This window comes from Oceaniovalibus sp. ACAM 378, from assembly GCF_008085915.1.
Lineage (GTDB): Bacteria > Pseudomonadota > Alphaproteobacteria > Rhodobacterales > Rhodobacteraceae > Oceaniglobus.
The window spans coordinates 92,175-112,577 of the sequence record NZ_VSJK01000004.1 but is presented as its reverse complement, the minus strand read 5'-3'; the positions used below and the strand labels follow the sequence as shown (position 1 = coordinate 112,577).

Here is a 20,403-nt window from a genome sequence, read left to right as displayed (position 1 = left end):
TTCGGCCCCGGCGTTGTTATCAGCAAGGCTGACACGACAAGGGACGGGGCGATGGGCGCAGAGACACAGAACACGGTCGAATCGATCCGGAAATCCCTGATCCTTCTGGGCCAGCGGATGAACCGCGAAACAGCGGGCCACCGGCTTGAGGAATTCAACGCCATGGTCGAGGCGCCGGGGCTTTGGGACGATCCTGAAAAGGCGCAAAAACTCATGCGCGACCGGCAGTCGCTGGTCGATGCTCTGGCGCGTCACGACGGGATGCAGCAAGAGCTGTCTGACAACCTCGAGCTGATCGAAATGGGCGACGCCGAAGACGACGAAGACATCGTGGCCGAGGCAGAGGCCGCGCTGAAATCGCTGAAAGCCCGCGCCGCCGAAGCCGAACTTGAGGCGCTGCTGAACGGCGAAGCTGACGGCAACGACACATTCCTTGAAATCAACAGCGGCGCAGGCGGCACCGAAAGCTGTGACTGGGCGTCGATGCTGGCACGGATGTATGTCCGTTGGGCCGAGAAAAAGGGCTATACTGTCGAGTTGCAGTCGGAAACGTCGGGCGACGAGGCGGGGATCAAATCCGCTGCCTACAAGATTTCCGGGCCAAATGCCTATGGTTGGCTGAAGGGCGAATCGGGAGTGCACCGGCTGGTGCGGATTTCACCCTATGACAGTGCTGCGCGGCGCCACACATCGTTTTCTTCGGTCTGGGTCTATCCCGTGGTCGATGACAATATCGAGATCGAAGTCGCGGCCAACGATATCCGCATCGACACCTACCGGTCGTCGGGCGCGGGCGGACAGCACGTGAACACCACCGATTCGGCAGTGCGTATCACCCACATGCCCACGGGGATCGTGGTTACGAGTTCCGAGAAATCCCAGCACCAGAACCGCGACATCGCCATGAAGGCGCTGAAATCGCGGCTGTATCAACAAGAGCTGGACCGGCGGAACTCGGCGATCAACGAAGCGCATGACGCCAAGGGCGACGCGGGCTGGGGCAATCAGATCCGGTCCTATGTGCTGCATCCCTATCAGATGGTTAAAGACCTGCGCACGAACTATGAAACCTCTGATACGCAGGGGGTGCTGGACGGCGCGCTGGACGGGCTGATGGCGGCAACGCTTGCGCAGGACGTGACTGGTAAATCCCGTGCCGAGGCCCACGCCGACGACTGATCGCGCCCTGGCAGCGCTGCTGGCTTAAGCTGAAATCCCGAACTCCGAGTTTTTCACAGACTGGGGCGTCATGCCCTGGTCTGTCCTGTGGGTGCGCCTCCGGTCGTAGGCTGGTCAGTAAATATCGGCGATCGCGCGAACCAACCGATCCTCCACCAACCCGTCAAACAAAAAGGGCACCCCGAGGGGTGCCCTTTGCCCAGAAATCAGATCTGGTCAGGATTTGGGAGGCTCGCCACCCAAGGGCGGGCGGGGCGTGCTTTGTCCGGAGGGATTCAATGGGTCGTCGCGCCGCTGAACCGAGCCTTCGAAATGCGCGCCGGATTCGATTGCGATGGTCTTGTGGATGATATCACCCTCGACTTTCGCGGTCGACGTCAGCCGGACCTTGAGCCCGCGAACCCGACCGACGACGCGGCCATTGACCACGACGTCATCGGCCATCACTTCGCCTTTGACAGTGGCACCTTCGCCAACGGTCAGAAGATGGGCACGAATGTCACCCTCGACAGTGCCTTCAATCTGGATGTCGCCCGTGGTCTTCAGGTTGCCCTTGATGATCAGATCCGCCGAGAGAACGGATGCAGGGGGCTTTGCCTTCGGCGCCGACGGGGTAAAGTCGGTGGACGTGCGGGGCGCACTTGCACCTTCCGACGGTGTGCTGGCGGATGGTGGCACGGATTCGCCTCCTTGTTTTGGTCCGGGCTCGTTGATTTTGCTCTTAGAAAACATCTTTGGCTGCCTTGATATAGGTCATCGGATTGACGGCCTTTCCGCCAACGCGCACCTCATAGTGCAGGTGTGTGCCGGTCGAACGTCCGGTATTCCCCATATCACCGATCTGCTCTCCGCGCGAGACTCTTTGTCCCACTTTTACCCGGATCTTGGACTGGTGCGCATAGAAAGTCTCGATTCCGAATTCGTGCTGAACTTTCACCAGTTTACCGTATCCCGACTGGGTTCCGGCATAAGTCACGACGCCATCAGCCGTAGAGTAGATCGGCGTCCCGTGAGCGGCGGCGAAATCGGTGCCCGAGTGCATCCGGCCCCAACGCGGACCAAAGCCACTGGTATAGCGGAATGCAGATTTCAGCGGCAGGGCGAACGGCGCTTTCTGTGCTGCGATACGGTAGAGGTTCATCCGGTCCAGACGGTCGATAATGCCGTTTGCACGCAGGCTGTCGGCATCGGGTTCCTGACCCTTGGTGGAGAACCGGATCGGGGTCAGCGGGCCACCCTGGCCGGAATATCCCTTGCGCACCGCATTTAGCAGGCTCTCGGTGTTCAGACCGGCCGAGCGGAACATTTTGTCCAGCGGCGTCACGGAGATCGTCAGCGCGTCTTCGAGCTGTTCGAAAATCTGATTGTTGCGCAGTTCGACCAGCTTGCGGTCGTTGATCGCGGCTTCGGCAAAGGCTTCGGCTTCGGCGGCTTCAGCGGCCATCATATCGCGCTGCTCGGCGGTGGTATCAAGCGCGGCGGCCAAGAAATCCATGGTCGATTCTGCGTCGTTCATCCGACCTTTTTCACGGTCGCTCAACCCGGTGTCGGCCAGTTTTTCGCCCAGTGTGGAAGCTTCGTCGCGGGCGTCATCACGTTCCTTGATCGTGCGGCGCAGGGTTTCCTGGGTCAGCCCGATTCCGGTCTCCAGTTCGGTGCGCCGCGCTTCGGATTCCAGCAGGCTTGACTGCATCGTCGAAACACGGACCAGCGCGCTGTTGAAACGATCGTGGGCGTCGCGGGCATCCTGGGCACGGGAATCACGCTCGACCGACAAGGCGTTCAGGCGCTGTTCATAAGTGGCCTGCTCGCGCACCGTTTGATCGCGGACATTGCCGGATCCGATGGTGTCCATAAGCAGGATCGCAGTCGCGATGATCGACCAGCCAACCAGAACGGCGCTGCCTGAAATCGCGATCAACTGGCTCCCCGAAGACAGCCGCAAAAAGCGGGTCTCCGATTCCGACCGCAGAAAAAGACGTTGTTCCGGAAAGGCCCGTTCGACCGCCGACTTGATGAAATTCGGTTTGATTGCTTTCACGTTTTCCTGTCCCATTGTCGCCATTCCCCATGGCAGCGCGCGGTCCCCAACCGATTGCTTAGAGGTGAGTAGCGGGACAGATTAGGGATCGCAACGTTTTTGGCCAAATTCGAATGGCTGAGCGGGTTTTGCGGGGTGACTCGGCGGATTTTCGCCGAAATTTTGGAAATACAGCGGGATTTCAACGGGATGCGCGTCCGTGCCTGAATGTGGAAAACAGCGACCAATACGAATCCCGGCAGAATTTGGGCGGCGGTCCGGGTTTCTGAGTCCCAGAACAGCACGATCCGGGCTTGTCGGTGAGGGTCATTCGGGGCGGTGGATCAGCCGGTCACGCGGTGATGGCGCGCACGGCCTCCAGCACTTCTTCCATATGGCCGGGCACCTTGACCTTGCGCCATTCGCGCAGGATTTCGCCCGTGCCCGAGATCAGAAAGGTCGACCGTTCGATGCCCATGGATGTCTTGCCATACATGTTTTTCTCGACCCAGACGCCATAGTCTTCGCAGGTTGTGCCGTCCTCGTCCGACAGGAGCGCCACTTTTAATCCGTATTTCTCGCGGAATTTGTCGTGTTTCGCCACGCTGTCCTTGCTGACGCCAAGAACCACGGCGCCCGCTCCGGCGAAAGCATCGGCCAGTTCGGTAAAGCCCTGCGCCTGAGTCGTGCAGCCCGGTGTGTCGTCCCGGGGATAGAAATACAGCACGACCGTCTGACCCCGAAGTTCGGACAGGGCGACAGTGCCGCCACCGTCGCGCGGCAGGGTGAAATCGGGGGCAGGGCGGGGCAGGGTGGTATCGCTCATCTGACTGTGATCCTGTGACCGGACGAATACAGGTTTCATTCTAGAGCAGAATGATTTTGAAATGAATCGAAATCCGCCACAGGATCTGGCGGCCTTCGGTCCGTCCGTTTCCAAGTAAATTCATCTTGCTTCAAGCTGTGCCGCGCAAGGATACAGACCAGAATCCAGCCCGGTCGCCCGACAAGGACAGAATGCCAGAGCCGACCATCATTCCAGAACAGCCCGGTCCCGAAGCTCCCGGCCCGAAAAAGCGCCGCCACCCGGTCGCGCGGGCGGGCCATGCCGGGGCCTGGCTGCTGTTGCTTGCGCTGATCTTCGCCATCCTGGCCGGGATCGCCGCACTGTCGCTGACTGAACGTGCGCTGACCCTGCCCGCCTGGGTGACCGCCCGGATCGAGACGCGGATCAACGCCAGCATGACACGCGGCGCGGTTGATCTGGGGCGGATCGGCCTGTTCGTCGATCGGCGCGGCGTGCCGCGGATCAGTCTGATCGATGTTGCGCTGACCGATTCCGACGGCACCGCCGTGGCGCGGCTGGACCGGGTGCAGGCGTCGTTCGATCCGATGGCGCTGTTGGAACGGCGCATCGTGCCGCGCCGTCTGACGCTGTCGGGGGCGCAGGTGACGCTGCGCCGCGACGCCGAGGGCGGGTTCCAGCTGTCCTTCGGTCAGGGCGAGACTGCGTTTCCGGGGTTGGCGGGGGTGCTGGATGAAATGGACGCGCTGTTTGCACAGGGCGTCTATGCGGGGATCGAACGGATTGTCATCGACGATCTGACCATCATCGTCGAAGATGCCCGCAGCGCCCGGGTCTGGACCATCAACGGCGGTGATCTGACGCTGACCCAAACCTCTGAAGGGATCGAAATCGCGCTGGCCGCCGAAGTGTTCAACGGCACCGACGATCTGGCCAGTGCCGAACTGTCGATCATCAGCCGCCGCGCGGACAGTCTCGCAGAACTGTCGGTCAAGATCGACAATGTGGCGGCGCAGGACGTCGCGCTGCAATCCCCTGCGCTGGCTGTTCTGGGAGTGCTGGACGCGCCGATATCGGGGGCGTTGCGCGCCACCCTTGCGGCGGACGGCGTGTTGGACGAATTGACCGGAAGGCTGGCCATCGGTGCTGGATCACTGCTGCCGCGCCCTGATCTTGCGCCGGTAAAGTTTGACAGCGCGCGGGCGATCTTTGCCTATCGTCCGGATCTCCAGAAGATCGAGTTTAGCCGGATCGCGGTTGAGAGTGACGACCTGACTGCCAGTATTTCCGGCCATGCCTATCTGCAAGACCTCGATTTGCGCGGTGTGCCCGGCTCGCTGGTGACGCAACTGAACTTCGATCTGCTGCGTCTTGCGCCGCTGGATCTTTTTGCATCGGGGGTGTCGTTTCGGCAGGGGGCGGTGGATGCGCGTCTGCGGCTGAACCCGTTCACTCTCGATCTGGGTCAGGTGGTGCTGAGCGAACCGGATGAGGAGTCGGGGCTGCGCAGCTTTGCGGCGCAGGGTCGGGTCAGTGCAGAGCGTGACGGCTGGAACGTCGCGCTTGACCTTGACGTGCCCGAGGTGCCGGTCGGTCGGGCCTTGTCGCTGTGGCCTGTGCCGATTGCCGCGAAAACCCGTGACTGGCTGGCGAAAAACATCACGTCCGGCGTGTTGTATAACGTGCACGGCGCGTTTCGCCGGCGTCCGGGAGAGCGGCCCGAGATCGGCGTGACCTTTGCCTATCGCGATGCGACGCTGCAATTTTTGCGTGACATGCCGCCACTGACCGGGGGGGCGGGCTATGCCTCGCTCAGTGCTGCGCGGTTTGCCATTGCGGTCGACAAGGGCACCGTCATGCCCGAGCAGGGTGGCGAGATCGACATGGCGGGATCGGTTCTGGTGGTGCCGGATACCCGGCAGAAACCGGCGCGCGGCGAATATGCCCTGACCTCGGACAGCACGCTGACGGCGTTGCTGTCGTTGCTGGGAAATCCGCCCCTGCGCCTGTTGAAGGACAGTCTGCACGGGCCTGATCTGGCGGAAGCGCGCGCAAAGATCACCACGACGCTGGCGATGGAGTTTCGCAAGGGGCTGACGCCAAAAGATATCGACTATGACGTTGCCGGGAAACTGACCGGGTTTCGCTCGGGCACATTGGTGCAGGGGCGCGATCTGACCGCCGAGGCGTTGGATATTGCCGTGTCTCCCGCGGGGGTTGTGGTGTCGGGCGCGGCCATGATCGACGGTGTTGCGGTCAACGGGCGCTGGCGGCAGGGGCTGGCCCCCGATGACCGGGGCGAAAGCCAGGTGCGCGGACAGGTGGCGCTGACGGCGGATACGCTGTCGCGTTTTGGCATCGCCTTGCCGCGCGGCATGGTGTCGGGACGCGGCACCGGGGATGTGACAGTCGATCTGGCGACGGGGCAGGCGCCGCGGGTGACAGTCACCTCGGATCTGAAAGGGCTGGGCCTGCGGATTGATGGGGTTGGTTGGGCGAAAGCGCCGGACACCGGCGGCGCGCTGACGCTGCGCGCGACCATGGGCAAGACACCGGCTGTTGAATCCCTGTCGGTGAAGGCTGCGGGGCTTGATACGGCTGGGCGGATCATCCTTGCGCCCGGCGGTGGTCTGGAGCGGGCGACCTTTGATCGGGTGCGTCTGGGGGGCTGGCTTGACGCGCCGGTCAGCCTGATCGGGCAGGGCAAGGGGCAGCCTGTGGCGATCCGCGTTGCGGGCGGGACGCTCGATTTTCGGAACGCCAAGTTTGGCAAGGACAGTGGCGGCAGTGGGGGCGGCGCTGCACGCGGTCCGGTCGACATCGCGCTGGACCGGTTGCAGGTCACCGAGGGGATCGCGCTGACCGCGTTCAACGGGCGGTTGGAGCCGGGGCGCACGACCAGCGGCAGGTTTACCGCGCGCGTCAATGGCGGAGCGACGGTGCAGGGTGATCTGGTGGGCGGATCGCGCGGCGTGTCCCTGCGCCTGCGGGCCGCCGACGCGGGCGGATTGTTGCGCAGCGCGGGCCTGATCCAGAACGGCCATGACGGACCATTCGAGGCGGTGCTGGTGCCGACGGGCATCCCGGGCACCTATGACGGAACGCTGAAGGTCGGGCGGTTCCGGCTGCGCGGCGCACCGGCCATCGCCGATCTGTTGGGCGCGATTTCGGTCGTCGGACTGCTGGAACAGCTGAATGGTGACGGGTTGGTCTTTGAGGAAACGCAGGCGTCGTTTCGTCTGACACCGCGCCAGTTGATCCTGTATCAGGGCAGCGCAACGGGGTCATCACTGGGCCTGTCGCTGGACGGGGTCTATGATCTTGCCACGCGCCAGATCAACATGCAGGGGGTCATTTCGCCGATCTATCTGCTGAACCGGATCGGATCGATCTTTACCCGGCGCGGCGAGGGGCTGTTCGGGTTCAACTTTCGCCTGACCGGGGCAGCGGCGAAACCGGCGGTATCGGTAAACCCCCTGTCGATTCTGACGCCGGGAATGTTTCGCGAGATTTTCCGCCGCGCGCCGCCCGAGCGGTAAGACGAGCGTCATGCGGGCCGTCGAGCGGCGCGTCCGGGATCGGCGGTGGATTTGAGTATTTTTGCAAAGAAGAAGCCGCAGGCGTTGACGGGCCAATCCGGTCAGCGCATGACGCAGGCCATGAAGCTGAGCGATTTTGATTTCGACCTGCCCGAGGCGCTGATTGCGACCCGGCCCGTCCGGCCGCGTTCATCCGCGCGGATGCTGGTTGCCGAAGGCGGGGCAATCGCCGACGCAGCGATGATCGATTTACCTGGTTGGTTGTTGCCGGGCGATCTTTTGGTGCTGAACGACACCCGGGTGATTCCGGCGCGTTTGTCCGGCCAGCGGTTTCGGGACGGCGCCGAAGGGCGCACCGCCGCGCGCATCGGCGTGACCCTGTTGGAGCCGCGCCCGGGGGGGCTGTGGTCGGCCTTGGTCAAGCCGCTGAAGAAGCTGCGCGACGGCGAGGAAATCCGGTTTTCCGACCAGCTGTCCGCGCGGTTGGAGGGGCGTGACGAGGGCACCGCGCTGTTGGCATTCAACGTGGCAGGGGCGAGCTTCGACGCAGCGCTGGCCGAAGCGGGGGAAATGCCGCTGCCGCCCTATATCGCTAACCGTCGCCCCGCCGATGACCGTGACCGCGAGGATTATCAGACGCTTTGGGCGCGGCATTCGGGGGCGGTGGCGGCGCCGACGGCATCGCTCCATTTTGACGACACGCTGATGGCGGGGCTGGCGGCGCGGGGGGTGACCACCACCCATGTGACGCTGCATGTTGGGGCGGGCACCTTTCTGCCGGTCAAGACCGACGATGTTTCGCAACACCGGATGCATGCCGAATGGGGCGAAGTGACTGTCGAAGCCGCCGATCAGATCAACGCAACCATTCGGGCGGGCGGGCGGATCGTGCCGGTCGGCACCACCGCGCTGCGCCTGATTGAAAGTGCCGCAACCGGCGATGGGGTGATCGCGCCCTGGCGTGGGGCGACGGACATTTTCATCACTCCCGGGTTCCGGTTTCGTCTGACCGACGCGCTGGTCACCAATTTCCATCTGCCGAAGTCGACTTTGATGATGTTGGTGTCGGCTTTGGTCGGTCAGGACGAGGTGCGGCGGATCTATGCTCATGCCATCTCCGAGAGGTATCGTTTCTTCTCTTACGGCGATGGATCGCTTCTGATACCGCCCCGGCAAAGGCGACATCAGATGGTCGCGAATGACACAACCGTTCCCTGAGCTTCAGGGGCGAAAGGAATCCCCGTCATGATGAAGGTCCTTGGCAGTTCCTGGGCACTGTTGCTTGGAATGTCGCTGTTGATGCTCGGCAACGGGCTTCAGGGCACATTGCTGGGGATACGCGGCCAGCTTGAAGGGTTTTCGACCTTTTCGATGTCGCTCATCATGTCGGGCTATTTCGTCGGGTTTCTTGGCGGCTCAAGGGTGGCGCCGGAAATGATCCGTCGGGTCGGGCATATCCGGGTTTTTGCGGCGCTGGCGTCTTTCATCTCGGCGATCCTGATCCTGTATCCGACAATCACCGATCCCTGGGTCTGGACCGGACTGCGCGTGCTGATCGGGTTCTGCTTTTCGGCGGTCTATGTCACCGCCGAAAGCTGGCTGAACAATGCGTCGACCAATGAAACCCGCGGGCAGGCGCTGTCGCTGTACATGATCGTGCAGATGCTGGGAATCATCGGCGCGCAGGGTATCGTTGCGCTTGGCGATCCGTCGGGATTCGTGTTGTTCATCATCCCTTCGGTTCTGGTGTCGATTTCCTTCGCGCCGATTTTGCTGTCGGTGAATCCGACACCCGCATTCGAGCGGACCAAGCCGATGCGCCTTGTGGATCTTTACCATTCGTCGCCTTTGGGTTGCGTTGGCATGTTTCTGCTTGGCGCGGTCTTTTCCGCGCAGTTCGGCATGGCGGCGGTTTACGGCTCGCAGGCGGGGCTGAGCGTGCAGCAGATTTCGCTGTTTATCGGCGTCATTTATGTCGGCGGCCTGACCCTGCAATTTCCCATAGGCTGGGCCTCTGACCGGATGGACCGGCGGGTGCTGATCTGTGGCGCTGCCTTTATCGGCGGAGGCGCCACGGTGGTCGGTGTGCTGCTGGGGCATAACTTCGTCGTGCTGCTGGGGGTGGCTTTCGTCATCGGCGGGATGACCAATCCGCTGTATGCCCTGCTCATCGCCTATACCAACGACTACCTTGAGGTCGAGGACATGGCCGCAGCATCCGGCGGGATGATGTTCATCAACGGCGTCGGGGCGGTTGCCGGGCCGCTGACGACCGGTTGGCTGATGGGTGTGTTCGGTCCGCCGGGGTTCTGGGTGTTCATGTCGGTCCTCATGTTGCTGATCGGGTCCTATGCGCTGTACCGGATGACCCGTCGCGCGGCTCCGGGGATCAGCGATACCTCGGCTTATGTCACGGTACTTGCCAGTTCATCGCAGGTCGCGGTGGGCGCGGCGCAGGAGTGGGCAGCCGACAACACCGCCGAGGAAAGCGACCCATCCCAGGGTGGCTGAGACTTGTATTGCGACGACAAGCGGCACACGATGGAAACATGCGCCCGAGGAGCGCATGAGCGAGGGAGGACGAGGGATGGTAAACCCTGATGATGTGCTGGCGTTCTGGCTGGACGAGGTCGGTGCAAAGGGCTGGTATGGCGGCGGCAAGGCGCTGGACGACAAGGTGCGTGACCGGTTTGGTGACATCTGGGCTGTTGCGCGCGACGGTGGGTTGTCGCTTTGGCTGACCAACGCGAGGAGCGCGCTGGCCTATATTATCCTGACCGACCAGTTTCCGCGCAATATGTTTCGCGACGATGGGCAAGCATTTTCAACCGATAGCGTCGCGTTGGCCGCGGCCAAAACCGCCATTGCCCGGGGCTGGGACATGCGGGTCGACCCGCCCGATCGACAGTTCTTTTACATGCCATTGATGCATTCCGAGAGCCTTTGCGATCAGGACCGGTGCGTACGGCTGTTTCTGACGCGTATGTCAGGGGCCGGCACCAACCTGTTGCATGCCCGCGCGCACCGCGAGGTCATTCGCCAGTTTGGCCGCTTTCCATACCGCAACGAGGCCCTGTCGCGGAAAACTCGGGCCGGCGAACAGGCGTTTATGGACGACGGCGGCTACGGCGCAATCCTGCGCACGCTTCAGGCGGCCTGACCTGAACAGTCGACCGCTGCGCGTCAGGCGCAGTCACCGGATTCGGGCGGATGCATTTTCGTTTCCGCGCAGCACGGTCTTGCCCTAGCTTTGATGGCATGGGGCCAGAAGGGAGCACAGGGCATGAGCGCACAGGCATTCGACATGATCGTGATCGGCGCGGGGCCGGGGGGATATGTTGCGGCGATCCGCGGGGCGCAACTGGGGCTGAAAGTGGCCATCGTCGAGCGTGAACACATGGGCGGCATCTGTCTTAACTGGGGCTGCATTCCGACCAAGGCATTGTTGCGCAGCGCTGAAGTGTTCCATTTGATGCAACGGGCGAAAGAGTTCGGTCTGTCCGCCGACGGAGTCGGGTTTGACCTGAACGCGGTCATCGAACGGTCGCGCAAGGTGGCAAAGCAGTTGAATGCGGGCGTCGGCCATTTGATGAAAAAGAACGGCGTCACGGTGATCATGGGCACGGCCAGCGTACCGGCGCCGGGCAGGGTGTCGGTCACCACCGAAGCGGGCGAGGAAACACTTGAGGCGCCTGCCATCGTTCTGGCCACCGGGGCGCGGGCGCGCAGCCTGCCGGGGATCGAGGCGGACGGCGATCTTGTCTGGTCCTACAAGCACGCGCTGGTGCCACCACATATGCCAAAGCGGCTTCTGGTGATCGGATCGGGTGCCATCGGTATCGAGTTTGCAAGCTTTTATAACACCTTGGGGGCCGATACCACTGTGATCGAGGTGATGGAACGCATCCTGCCCGTCGAAGATGCCGAGATCAGCGCCTTTGCCAGAAAGCAGTTTGTGAAACAGGGTATGACCATTCTGGAAGGCGCGACACTGACGTCTCTGGAGCGCGGCAACGGCCAGCTGACGGCAACGATTGAAGCAGAGGGCAAGGCGCAGACCCTGATCTTTGACGCGGCGATCAGTGCCGTCGGAATCGTCGGAAATACCGAAAACCTCGGACTTGAAGCTCTGGGTGTGACGGTTGAGCGCACCCATGTGGTGACGGATGAATACTGTCGTACCGGTGTTGATGGGCTGTTTGCCATCGGCGATCTGGCGGGGGCGCCGTGGCTTGCACATAAGGCCAGCCATGAGGGCGTGATGGTGGCTGAATTGATCGCGGGCGGGCATCCGCACCCTGTCGACCCCGACTCGATTGCCGGTTGCACCTATTGTCAGCCACAGATTGCCAGTGTTGGCCTGACCGAGGCTCAGGCGGTCGCGGCTGGATACAAGTTGCGCGTCGGACGGTTTCCTTTCATCGGCAACGGCAAGGCAATCGCTCTGGGCGAGGCCGAGGGGCTGGTCAAGACGGTATTTGATGCGCAGACCGGCGCGCTTCTCGGGGCGCATATGGTGGGGGCCGAAGTGACCGAGCTGATCCATGGCTATGTCATTGGTCGAACGCTGGAAACCACCGAGGTTGAGTTGATGAATAGTGTGTTTCCTCACCCGACCCTGAGCGAGATGATGCACGAATCGGTGCTCGATGCCTGGGACCGGGCGATTCATTTCTGACATCGGCGGCTTGCTGCCTCAGGCAGGCGGCAGCCCCGGCGGTCCTGTTCCTGTGGCATCCAATCACCTTTATGGCTTTGTTGACGCTTCTTCCGTTGCAATCGGCAAGCCCACCGGACTTCGTTCTGCCAATGCACGGCGCTTCGCTCCGCAAATCGTAACCCTTGCGGGGTTCTGCGGACCGCCGGACTGGCCGCTGCGATTTGGATTTTCCCGTTCATGCAACTGTTCTGCTCCTGATACTGTTTCCAATCATTGGCCTTGTTCCTAGCGCCTGTCTTACTGCCATTCCCGCCCTGAACGAGCGGCCCGGCGACCGGGCACGGCCAATGGCACCATTGCTCAACTGGGAAATCTGTGAACGGCCATAGGTGCCCCGATCTTCGCCCTGACACTGGGGGCCTGACTGATCGGATTGATGACGTTGGCAATGGTTCTGGCGCTGCGCGGTGCTGTTACTTCCTTTCTTGTCCCCAAGAGAATCGGGCTTCCCCGCAGAAAGATCGGGACCACTGTCTGATTAAATGGTAAATGTTCTGTTAATGTTCTAAAGCGGGGCTGGCGGATCGCCGAGTGTCGCCTATGTACTTGCGACACGTCCAAACCGGCCAGTCTGGCCGAAACCAGGGGATGGCCCATGCCCGAGCTAAAGATGATCGAAGTGCGCGGTGCGCGCGAACACAACCTGAAATCCATCGATGTGGACATTCCGCGCGATCAGCTTGTGGTGATCACCGGGCTGTCGGGGTCGGGGAAATCCTCGCTCGCCTTCGACACGATCTATGCGGAGGGGCAGCGGCGCTATGTCGAATCGCTGTCGGCCTATGCGCGGCAATTTCTCGACATGATGCAGAAACCCGATGTGGATCACATCAGCGGGCTGTCACCGGCGATCAGCATCGAACAAAAGACAACGAGCAAGAACCCCCGTTCGACCGTCGGCACCGTGACCGAAATCTATGACTATATGCGCTTGTTGTTTGCGCGCGCCGGAACGCCGTTTTCGCCCGCGACCGGTCTGCCGATCGAGGCGCAGCAGGTGCAGGACATGGTCGACCGCATCATGACGATGGAGGAGGGCACGCGGGGCTATCTTCTGGCCCCCATCGTGCGCGATCGCAAGGGGGAATACCGAAAAGAATTCATCGAGTTACGCAAGCAGGGGTTCCAGCGCGTCAAGGTCGATGGGCAGTTCTATGAGCTGGACGAACCGCCGACGCTGGACAAGAAATTCCGCCATGACATCGACGTTGTGGTCGACCGTCTGGTGGTGCGCGAAGGCCTGGAAACTCGCCTGGCGGATTCGTTTCGCACTGCGCTGGACCTGGCGGACGGAATCGCAGTGTTGGAAACCGCGCCGAACGAAGGCGAATCCGAACGGATCACGTTTTCCGAGAAGTTCGCTTGTCCGGTCAGCGGTTTCACGATCCCGGAAATCGAACCGCGGCTGTTTTCGTTCAACGCCCCATTCGGGGCTTGTCCGGTATGCGACGGTCTTGGGGTCGAGCTGTTTTTTGACGAAAGGCTGGTGGTGCCCGACCAGTCTCTGAAAATCTCCGACGGTGCGCTGGCGCCTTGGAGAAAAGGTAAGTCTCCCTACTTTCTCCAGACTATTCAATCTATTGCGAAGCATTATTCATTCGATCAGAATACCAAATGGAAAGACTTGTCCGAAAAGGTCCAGCAGGTGTTTCTGCGCGGATCGGGGGACGAGGAGATCTCATTCCGCTATGACGAGGGTGGGCGAGTGTATCAGGTTTCTCGTGCCTTCGAGGGGGTGATCCCCAATATGGAGCGGCGTTATCGCGAGACGGATTCGGCTTGGATTCGCGAAGAGTTCGAGCGGTTTCAGAACAATCGCCCCTGCGGAGCCTGTGGCGGTTTCCGGCTGCGCCCCGAGGCTCTGGCGGTGAAAATCGCCGGGCTGCATGCGGGTGAAGTGGTTCAGATGTCGATCCGCGACGCATTTGAATGGTGTCAGACCGTGCCCGACCATCTGACCAAACAGAAGAACGAGATTGCCCGCGCTATTCTTAAAGAGATCCGCGAACGTCTTGGTTTCCTTAACAATGTCGGGCTGGAGTATCTGACGCTGTCGCGCAATGCCGGCACGCTTTCTGGCGGTGAATCACAACGGATCAGACTTGCCAGTCAGATCGGTTCGGGGCTGACCGGCGTGCTCTATGTGCTCGACGAACCTTCCATCGGGCTGCACCAGCGCGACAACGACCGGTTGCTCGGGACGCTGAAAAACCTGCGCGATCAGGGCAATACCGTGATCGTGGTCGAACATGACGAAGAAGCGATCCGCGAGGCCGACTATGTTTTTGACATCGGTCCCGGCGCTGGTGTGCATGGTGGTCGGGTGGTGGCACAAGGTACGCCGGCCGAAATTATGGCGAATGATGCGAGCGTCACCGGGCAATATCTGACCGGCAAGCGCGAAATTGCGGTGCCCGAAAAGCGACGCAAGGGGAACAAGAAAAAGGTGACGGTGGTCGGCGCCAGTGGCAACAACCTGCATGATATAACGGCAGAATTCCCGTTGGGATTGTTCCTCTGTGTGACCGGCGTTTCGGGTGGTGGGAAGTCGACGCTGACCATTGAAACCTTATTCAAGACCGCCAGCATGCGTCTGAACGGCGCGCATCAGACTCCGGCACCTTGCGAAACGATCAAGGGGTTGGAGCATCTGGACAAGGTCATCGATATCGACCAGCGCGCGATCGGACGGACTCCTCGTTCGAATCCAGCGACTTACACCGGAGCCTTCACTCCGATCCGCGATTGGTTTTCGGGTCTGCCCGAGTCGAAAGCGCGGGGATACAAGCCCGGACGGTTCAGCTTTAATGTCAAGGGTGGGCGGTGCGAGGCTTGTCAGGGTGACGGGGTCATCAAGATTGAAATGCACTTTTTGCCGGATGTCTATGTCGAATGCGAGACGTGCAAGGGCAAGCGGTATAACCGCGAGACTTTGGAAATTCGGTTCAAGGGCAAGAGTATAGCAGACGTTCTTGATATGACGGTTGAAGAGGCTCAGGAGTTTTTCAAGGCCGTTCCCAGCATTCGGGAAAAGATGGATGCTCTGATGCGTGTCGGGCTTGGCTATATCAAGGTCGGCCAGCAGGCGACCACACTGTCCGGGGGCGAGGCGCAGCGCGTCAAACTGTCAAAGGAGCTTGCGAAACGGTCGACGGGTCGCACGCTGTATATTCTGGACGAGCCGACCACCGGACTGCATTTCGAGGATGTGCGCAAGCTGTTGGAAGTGCTGCACGAACTGGTGGATCAGGGCAATTCTGTCGTGGTGATCGAGCATAATCTCGACGTGATAAAAACCGCCGACTGGATTATCGACATCGGCCCCGAAGGCGGCGACGGCGGTGGCATGATTGTGGCGACCGGCACGCCCGAACAGGTGGCCGAGGCGCCCGAGAGTCATACCGGGCGGTACCTGAAGCCTATGTTGTTGTCGCGCAGGGTGGCGGCGGAGTAGCCGGTTCAGGCCGCGAGTTCGATCCAGACCGGAACATGGTCTGAGGGTTTCTCGCGGCCGCGCAATTCGGACTCAATCCAGCAATTTGCAAGCAGATCAGCGCATTGCGGGGTCAACAGGAAGTGGTCGATGCGGATACCATCGTTGCGGTTCCAGGCGCCTGCCTGATAGTCCCAGAATGAATAATGCCCGCCGCCTTGGGTTCTGGCGCGGAATGCTTCGGTGAACCCGAGGTTCAGAATGCGGCGATAGGCGTCGCGCGACGCAGGCAGGCCCAAAGCATCTTCGCGCCAGGCATCGGGGCGAGCAGCGTCTTCGTCTTGTGGGATAATGTTGTAATCGCCGCACATTAGGGCGGTTTCTTCATCTTGCAGAAGTTGTTCGGCCCGGGCGTGCAAACGCTCCATCCATGCCATTTTATAGTCGTACTTCGGCCCCGGTGCCGGATTGCCGTTGGGCAGGTACAACCCGCAGAGCTTGATGGGCTTTTCGCCGATCACCGTCGCTTCGATCCAGCGGGCCTGCTCGTCTTCGTTGTCGCCGGGCAGACCAGTGGTCACATCTTCAAGCGGCAGCTTCGATAGGATCGCCACACCGTTAAACGATTTCTGTCCATGCAGGTGAACAGAATATCCCATGTCTTCAAAGTGTTCTGTTGGGAAGTTCTCGTTGACTGATTTGATTTCCTGCAGGATCGCCACATCCGGCGCGCTTTCGGCCAGCCAATCGGAAAGGGCGCCGATCCGCGCCTTGATGCCGTTGATGTTGAAGGTGGCAATTCTCATGTTGGCTCCTGTTTTGCCCGCCTTGTTGCGCAGAGCACCGGGCAAATCAAGCATTCGTGCATCAGAACCATAAGCGTTTCGATTGTGACGGCCAAGGGCAGGCCGCTGGCCCAGACGACCGCAACCCGTTGTTATCAGGTCTGTCCGCATGGAATGATGACATTCAGGTCAAACTGACTCGATCCAGCGCCGACGGCGCCGCGCGGCCCGTCGCAAGCTGGGAAAACGCGGGTTACATTGAAAACGATGTGCCGCAACCGCAAGAGGATGTTGCATTGGGGTTGTTGATGACAAACCGCGCGCCGATCAGCTCTTCGGAGAAGTCGATCACCGCATTTGACAGGAACGGCAGCGAGATGGAATCGACAAACACGCGTTGCCCGTCCTTTTCCAACACCAGATCGTCGGCCTCGGGGGCGACATCCAGCCGGATCTCGTATTGAAAGCCCGAGCATCCGCCGCCGTCGACGGCGACGCGCAGGGCTTGAGGGGCATCGGCGGATTCGTTGATTTCGGCCAGCCGGGCAAAGGCGCGGTCGGTGACTTGTGGGGGTAGGGTCAGGTCCATCGCATGGCCTTTCGCGTTTTACTTGGGCTTGGCTTGCAATATATGCTCACCAACACTGGGTCACAAGAACGGGCATGACAATGAAAGCGGTCTTTGCAACACGGCCCGAAAACAGCCGGGGCAGGCTGTACCCAGAGGAAGAGTCGGCGTTCCGCAGCTGTTTTCAGCGCGACCGGGACAGGATCATCCATGCCAGCGCGTTTCGGCGGCTGAAACACAAGACACAGGTGTTCATCGAACACGAGGGTGACTATTTCCGCACCCGCCTGACCCATAGCATCGAGGTTGCGCAGGTTGCGCGCACGATTTCCGGTGTTCTGGGGCTGAACGGCGAATTGACCGAGGCGATTGCTCTGGCCCACGATCTGGGCCACCCCCCGTTTGGCCACACCGGTGAAGAGGCGCTGGCCGAACTGATGGCGCCCTATGGCGGGTTCGATCACAACGCACAGGCAATCCGCATCGTTACGTCATTGGAGCGGCACTATGCCGAATTCGACGGGCTGAACCTGACGTGGGAGACGTTGGAGGGGATCGCGAAACACAACGGTCCTGTTGCGCCCCGCCCGGGCGACGGCGTTGTGGGCGAGCCGGTTCCCTATGCGCTGGCCGGATATAACGAGCGCCACGATCTTGAGTTGCACAGTTTCGCAGGCCCCGAGGCGCAGGTCGCCGCACTTGCCGACGATATCGCTTATAACAACCACGATCTGCATGATGGTTTGCGCGCCGAGTTGTTTTCCACCGATGAACTGGCCGCAATGCCGCTGTTGGGTCCATGTTTTGAACGGGTCGATGCGCTGTATCCCGATCTGAATTACTATAGACGTCGGCACGAGGCGCTGCGCCGGTTCTTTGGCCTGTTGGTCGAGGATGTGATCGCGCAGGCGCGGCTGGTGCTGGAAGAGGTGTCGCCGCAAAGCGCACAGGCAGTGCGTGATGCCGGGCGGCCCGTGGTGCGGTTTTCCGATCCTGTCTGGCGCGATCTCAAGGTGATCCGGGATTTCCTGTTTCACCGCATGTACCGCGCACCGAAAGTGGTGGAAATGCGCACCGAGGTGACCGCAAAGATCAACGATCTTTTCCCGCTCTATATGTCCGATCCGTCGCAATTGCCCCGGCAGTGGAGAAAAGATGTCGCCGAAGCGACGACCGAGACGGAACTGGCACGCATCGTTGTGGATTACATCTCGGGAATGACCGACCGGTTCGCGATTCAGGCCCATGTTCGCCTGTGCGGCGGGAGTGATCTGGGCGCGGGCACGGCGACGCCGCATGTGCTGGGCGGGCGAATTGTGCCTTGATCGGGCCGCGAACAGATTGAAGGGATGATCAATGGCAACCGGCACCGAGGGCGCGATAAGCCCGGTACAGGCAATCGCTCTCGTCGGGGTGCTGGGCGTCGGCGCGCAATGGCTGGCGTGGAAGCTGCGCATGCCTGCCATCGTGTTCATGCTGGCGATTGGCGTTCTGGCCGGACCGGTCACCGGAATTTTCGATCCGATGCGCGATATCGGGCCACTGACCGGGCCGATGATTTCGCTTGCCGTTGCGGTGATCCTGTTCGAGGGCGGTCTGACCCTGAACTTTCAGTCCCTGCGTGACGCTGCCGAAGGGGTACGGCGGCTGGTGTTCATCGGAGCGCCGGTTGGCTGGCTGACCAGTACGCTTGCGCTGCGCTGGGGGGCGGGGCTGTCATGGGAAAGCGCTGCGGTGTTCGGTGGCATCATGATCGTTACCGGTCCGACGGTGATCGCCCCACTTTTACGCACGGCGCGTCTGTCGCGTCGCCCCGCCGCCCTGTTGCAATGGGAGGCGATCGTCAACGATCCGCTGGGCGCGCTGGCGGCGGTTCTGGCCTTTACCGTCGTTCTGGTGCTGAACACCGCTACGACGGCAGGCGATGCGGTTGGCGCATTCTTCTTTGGTATCGGCGTGGCGACGGCCTTGGGGCTGGCCGCAGGTTGGGGCCTTGCACGGTCTTATAAACGCGCCTGGGTGCCGGAATACATGAAGGTGCCGCTGCTTTTCGTGACGCTGTTGGGCACCTTTGCCGCATCGGATGCAGTGCTGCACGAAAGCGGGCTGTTGGCGGTGACGGTGATGGGGATCGTTATCGCAAATTCGGGGCTGGCCAGCTACGAAGAGCTGCGCCGCTTCAAGGAACATGCGACGGTTCTTTTGGTGTCCGGGGTGTTTATCCTGCTGGCCGCATCGCTGGATTTCGCAGCGCTGGGGCAGTTGACTTGGCGCGCGGGGCTGTTTGTGGCGCTGGTGGTGCTGGTGGCGCGGCCACTGACGGTGATGATCGCGCTGGCGTTTACCTCTCTGCCAATGAAGGAACGGTTGCTTGTGGCGCTGACCGGGCCGCGCGGCGTGGTTCTGGTGGCGGTGGCGGGGTTGTTCGGCACACGGCTGGCCGATCTGGGGGTCGCCGATGGCGCGCTGATCGGGCCGATGTCGTTTGTGCTGGTTGCGGTGACGGTGGTGTTGCACGGGTTCACGCTGGCGCCGATGGCGCGCTGGCTCGGGCTGGTTGCGTCGGAAAAGCCCGGGCTGTTGATCGTTGGCGGATCGCGCTGGTCGGTCGGTCTGGCCGAGGTGCTGGCCAAACATGACATTCCCGTGCTGATCGCCGATCCGAACCGCAGTCATCTGGCCCGCGCCCGGGCGGCGGATATCCCGACGTTCTTTGGCGATATTCTGTCAGAGGTCGCCGAGCACCGGGTCGAGATCAACCGGTTCGACACGGTGATCACGGCAACGGACAACGACGCTTATAACACGCTGGTTGCAACGGATCTTGCGCCTGAATTCGGGCGTGAAAAGGTCTGGCAACTGACCCGTGAGAAATCCGAATTCACCCGCAATCAACTTCCCGCCTCGCTTGGTGGGCAAGAGTTCAGTGGTGGCGAAACCTATAACGGCATGAGCCGGCTCATGTGGGAGGGGTGGAAATTCCGTGCCACGCGCCTGACCGAGGAATTTGGGCTGGACGACTGGCGCGCCCTGCGCCCCGAGGCAATCATTCTGGGTCACATCGACGACGCCGGGGAATTTCATCTGTTGTGGAAAAAGCTGACCAAGGATTTCTCGGGCAAGCCTGATATGCGGCTGATCACGATGGTCCCGCCGGGAACCGAAAACATCCAGACACAGGAAACCGAAGCCGACGGCGCGCCCGCCGATGAGCAGGTCGCGGTCAAAATTGCCCGCGCTGAAAAGGGCGACACCGCGCCAAGCGGTGCGCCGGGTGCGAAAAAGCGCAAGGAGACGGACGGGGGCACCGAACAGGGTTGAGATCCGGCGATCCGGTATAACCCGGTCGGCGCA

Annotated in this window: 14 protein-coding genes; 9 read left to right on the top strand and 5 right to left on the bottom strand. The window is 61.3% G+C overall.

Annotated features, from left to right (window positions below):
* Nucleotides 1–51: 51 nt before the first annotated feature.
* Nucleotides 52–1,179 (top strand): peptide chain release factor 2, encoded by a 1,128-nt coding sequence (gene prfB / locus FQ320_RS06510; protein ID WP_148470904.1) that lies wholly within the window; start codon nt 52–54, stop codon nt 1,177–1,179.
* Between the two features lie 216 nt (nt 1,180–1,395).
* Here prfB and FQ320_RS06505 read toward each other — a convergent pair whose 3' ends face one another.
* The 3 genes from FQ320_RS06505 to FQ320_RS06495 form a co-directional block, all read right to left on the bottom strand.
* Complete coding sequence (locus tag FQ320_RS06505) at nt 1,396–1,911, bottom strand: polymer-forming cytoskeletal protein (protein WP_148470903.1); 516 nt, start codon at nt 1,909–1,911, stop codon at nt 1,396–1,398.
* Nucleotides 1,901–3,235, bottom strand: a complete 1,335-nt coding sequence (locus FQ320_RS06500; RefSeq protein ID WP_187393794.1) for a M23 family metallopeptidase — start codon at nt 3,233–3,235, stop codon at nt 1,901–1,903. Before FQ320_RS06500 ends, FQ320_RS06505 begins: the two co-directional genes overlap by 11 nt.
* 316 nt (nt 3,236–3,551) lie before the next feature.
* Nucleotides 3,552–4,025 carry a peroxiredoxin gene (locus FQ320_RS06495; protein WP_148470902.1) on the bottom strand — a complete coding sequence of 158 codons (474 nt, stop codon included), beginning with the start codon at nt 4,023–4,025 and terminating at the stop codon, nt 3,552–3,554.
* 191 nt (nt 4,026–4,216) lie between these two features.
* On the opposite strand from FQ320_RS06495, the gene FQ320_RS06490 reads away from it, so the two are divergent.
* The 6 genes from FQ320_RS06490 to uvrA all read left to right on the top strand — a co-directional run bounded on the left by FQ320_RS06490 (nt 4,217) and on the right by uvrA (nt 15,717).
* On the top strand, nt 4,217–7,543 hold the full coding sequence (locus FQ320_RS06490; RefSeq protein ID WP_148470901.1) for a DUF3971 domain-containing protein: 3,327 nt from the start codon (nt 4,217–4,219) through the stop codon (nt 7,541–7,543).
* A 120-nt stretch (nt 7,544–7,663) separates the two neighbouring features.
* Entirely contained in the window at nt 7,664–8,761 is a 1,098-nt protein-coding gene (gene queA / locus FQ320_RS06485) for a tRNA preQ1(34) S-adenosylmethionine ribosyltransferase-isomerase QueA (protein WP_148471105.1), read from the top strand.
* A gap of 27 nt (nt 8,762–8,788) precedes the next feature.
* Nucleotides 8,789–10,054, top strand: a complete 1,266-nt coding sequence (locus tag FQ320_RS06480) for an MFS transporter (protein WP_148470900.1) — start codon at nt 8,789–8,791, stop codon at nt 10,052–10,054.
* Nucleotides 10,055–10,130: 76 nt separating this feature from the next.
* Nucleotides 10,131–10,703 carry a DUF924 family protein gene (locus tag FQ320_RS06475; protein ID WP_148470898.1) on the top strand — a complete coding sequence of 191 codons (573 nt, stop codon included), beginning with the start codon at nt 10,131–10,133 and terminating at the stop codon, nt 10,701–10,703.
* Between the two features lie 123 nt (nt 10,704–10,826).
* Nucleotides 10,827–12,221, top strand: coding sequence for a dihydrolipoyl dehydrogenase (gene lpdA / locus FQ320_RS06470; RefSeq protein WP_148470896.1), 1,395 nt, complete (start codon nt 10,827–10,829; stop codon nt 12,219–12,221).
* A 637-nt stretch (nt 12,222–12,858) separates the two neighbouring features.
* A complete protein-coding gene (gene uvrA, locus FQ320_RS06465) occupies nt 12,859–15,717 on the top strand; it encodes an excinuclease ABC subunit UvrA (RefSeq protein WP_148470893.1) in 2,859 nt (952 codons plus the stop codon).
* Between the two features lie 5 nt (nt 15,718–15,722).
* Here the strand turns inward: uvrA and xth are convergent, their stop codons facing one another.
* Together xth and FQ320_RS06455 are read right to left on the bottom strand one after the other, a co-directional pair.
* Nucleotides 15,723–16,502, bottom strand: a complete 780-nt coding sequence (xth, locus tag FQ320_RS06460) for an exodeoxyribonuclease III (RefSeq protein WP_148470891.1) — start codon at nt 16,500–16,502, stop codon at nt 15,723–15,725.
* Nucleotides 16,503–16,734: 232 nt separating this feature from the next.
* The gene (locus FQ320_RS06455) at nt 16,735–17,064 is read right to left on the bottom strand and encodes an iron-sulfur cluster assembly accessory protein (protein WP_148471104.1); all 330 of its coding nucleotides are present in this window, start codon (nt 17,062–17,064) and stop codon (nt 16,735–16,737) included.
* 86 nt (nt 17,065–17,150) lie between these two features.
* Between FQ320_RS06455 and FQ320_RS06450 the strand changes: the two genes are divergently transcribed.
* Both FQ320_RS06450 and FQ320_RS06445 read left to right on the top strand, forming a co-directional pair.
* Complete coding sequence (locus FQ320_RS06450) at nt 17,151–18,374, top strand: deoxyguanosinetriphosphate triphosphohydrolase (protein WP_148471103.1); 1,224 nt, start codon at nt 17,151–17,153, stop codon at nt 18,372–18,374.
* Between the two features lie 31 nt (nt 18,375–18,405).
* On the top strand, nt 18,406–20,370 hold the full coding sequence (locus FQ320_RS06445; RefSeq protein WP_148470889.1) for a sodium:proton antiporter: 1,965 nt from the start codon (nt 18,406–18,408) through the stop codon (nt 20,368–20,370).
* Nucleotides 20,371–20,403 lie beyond the last annotated feature (33 nt).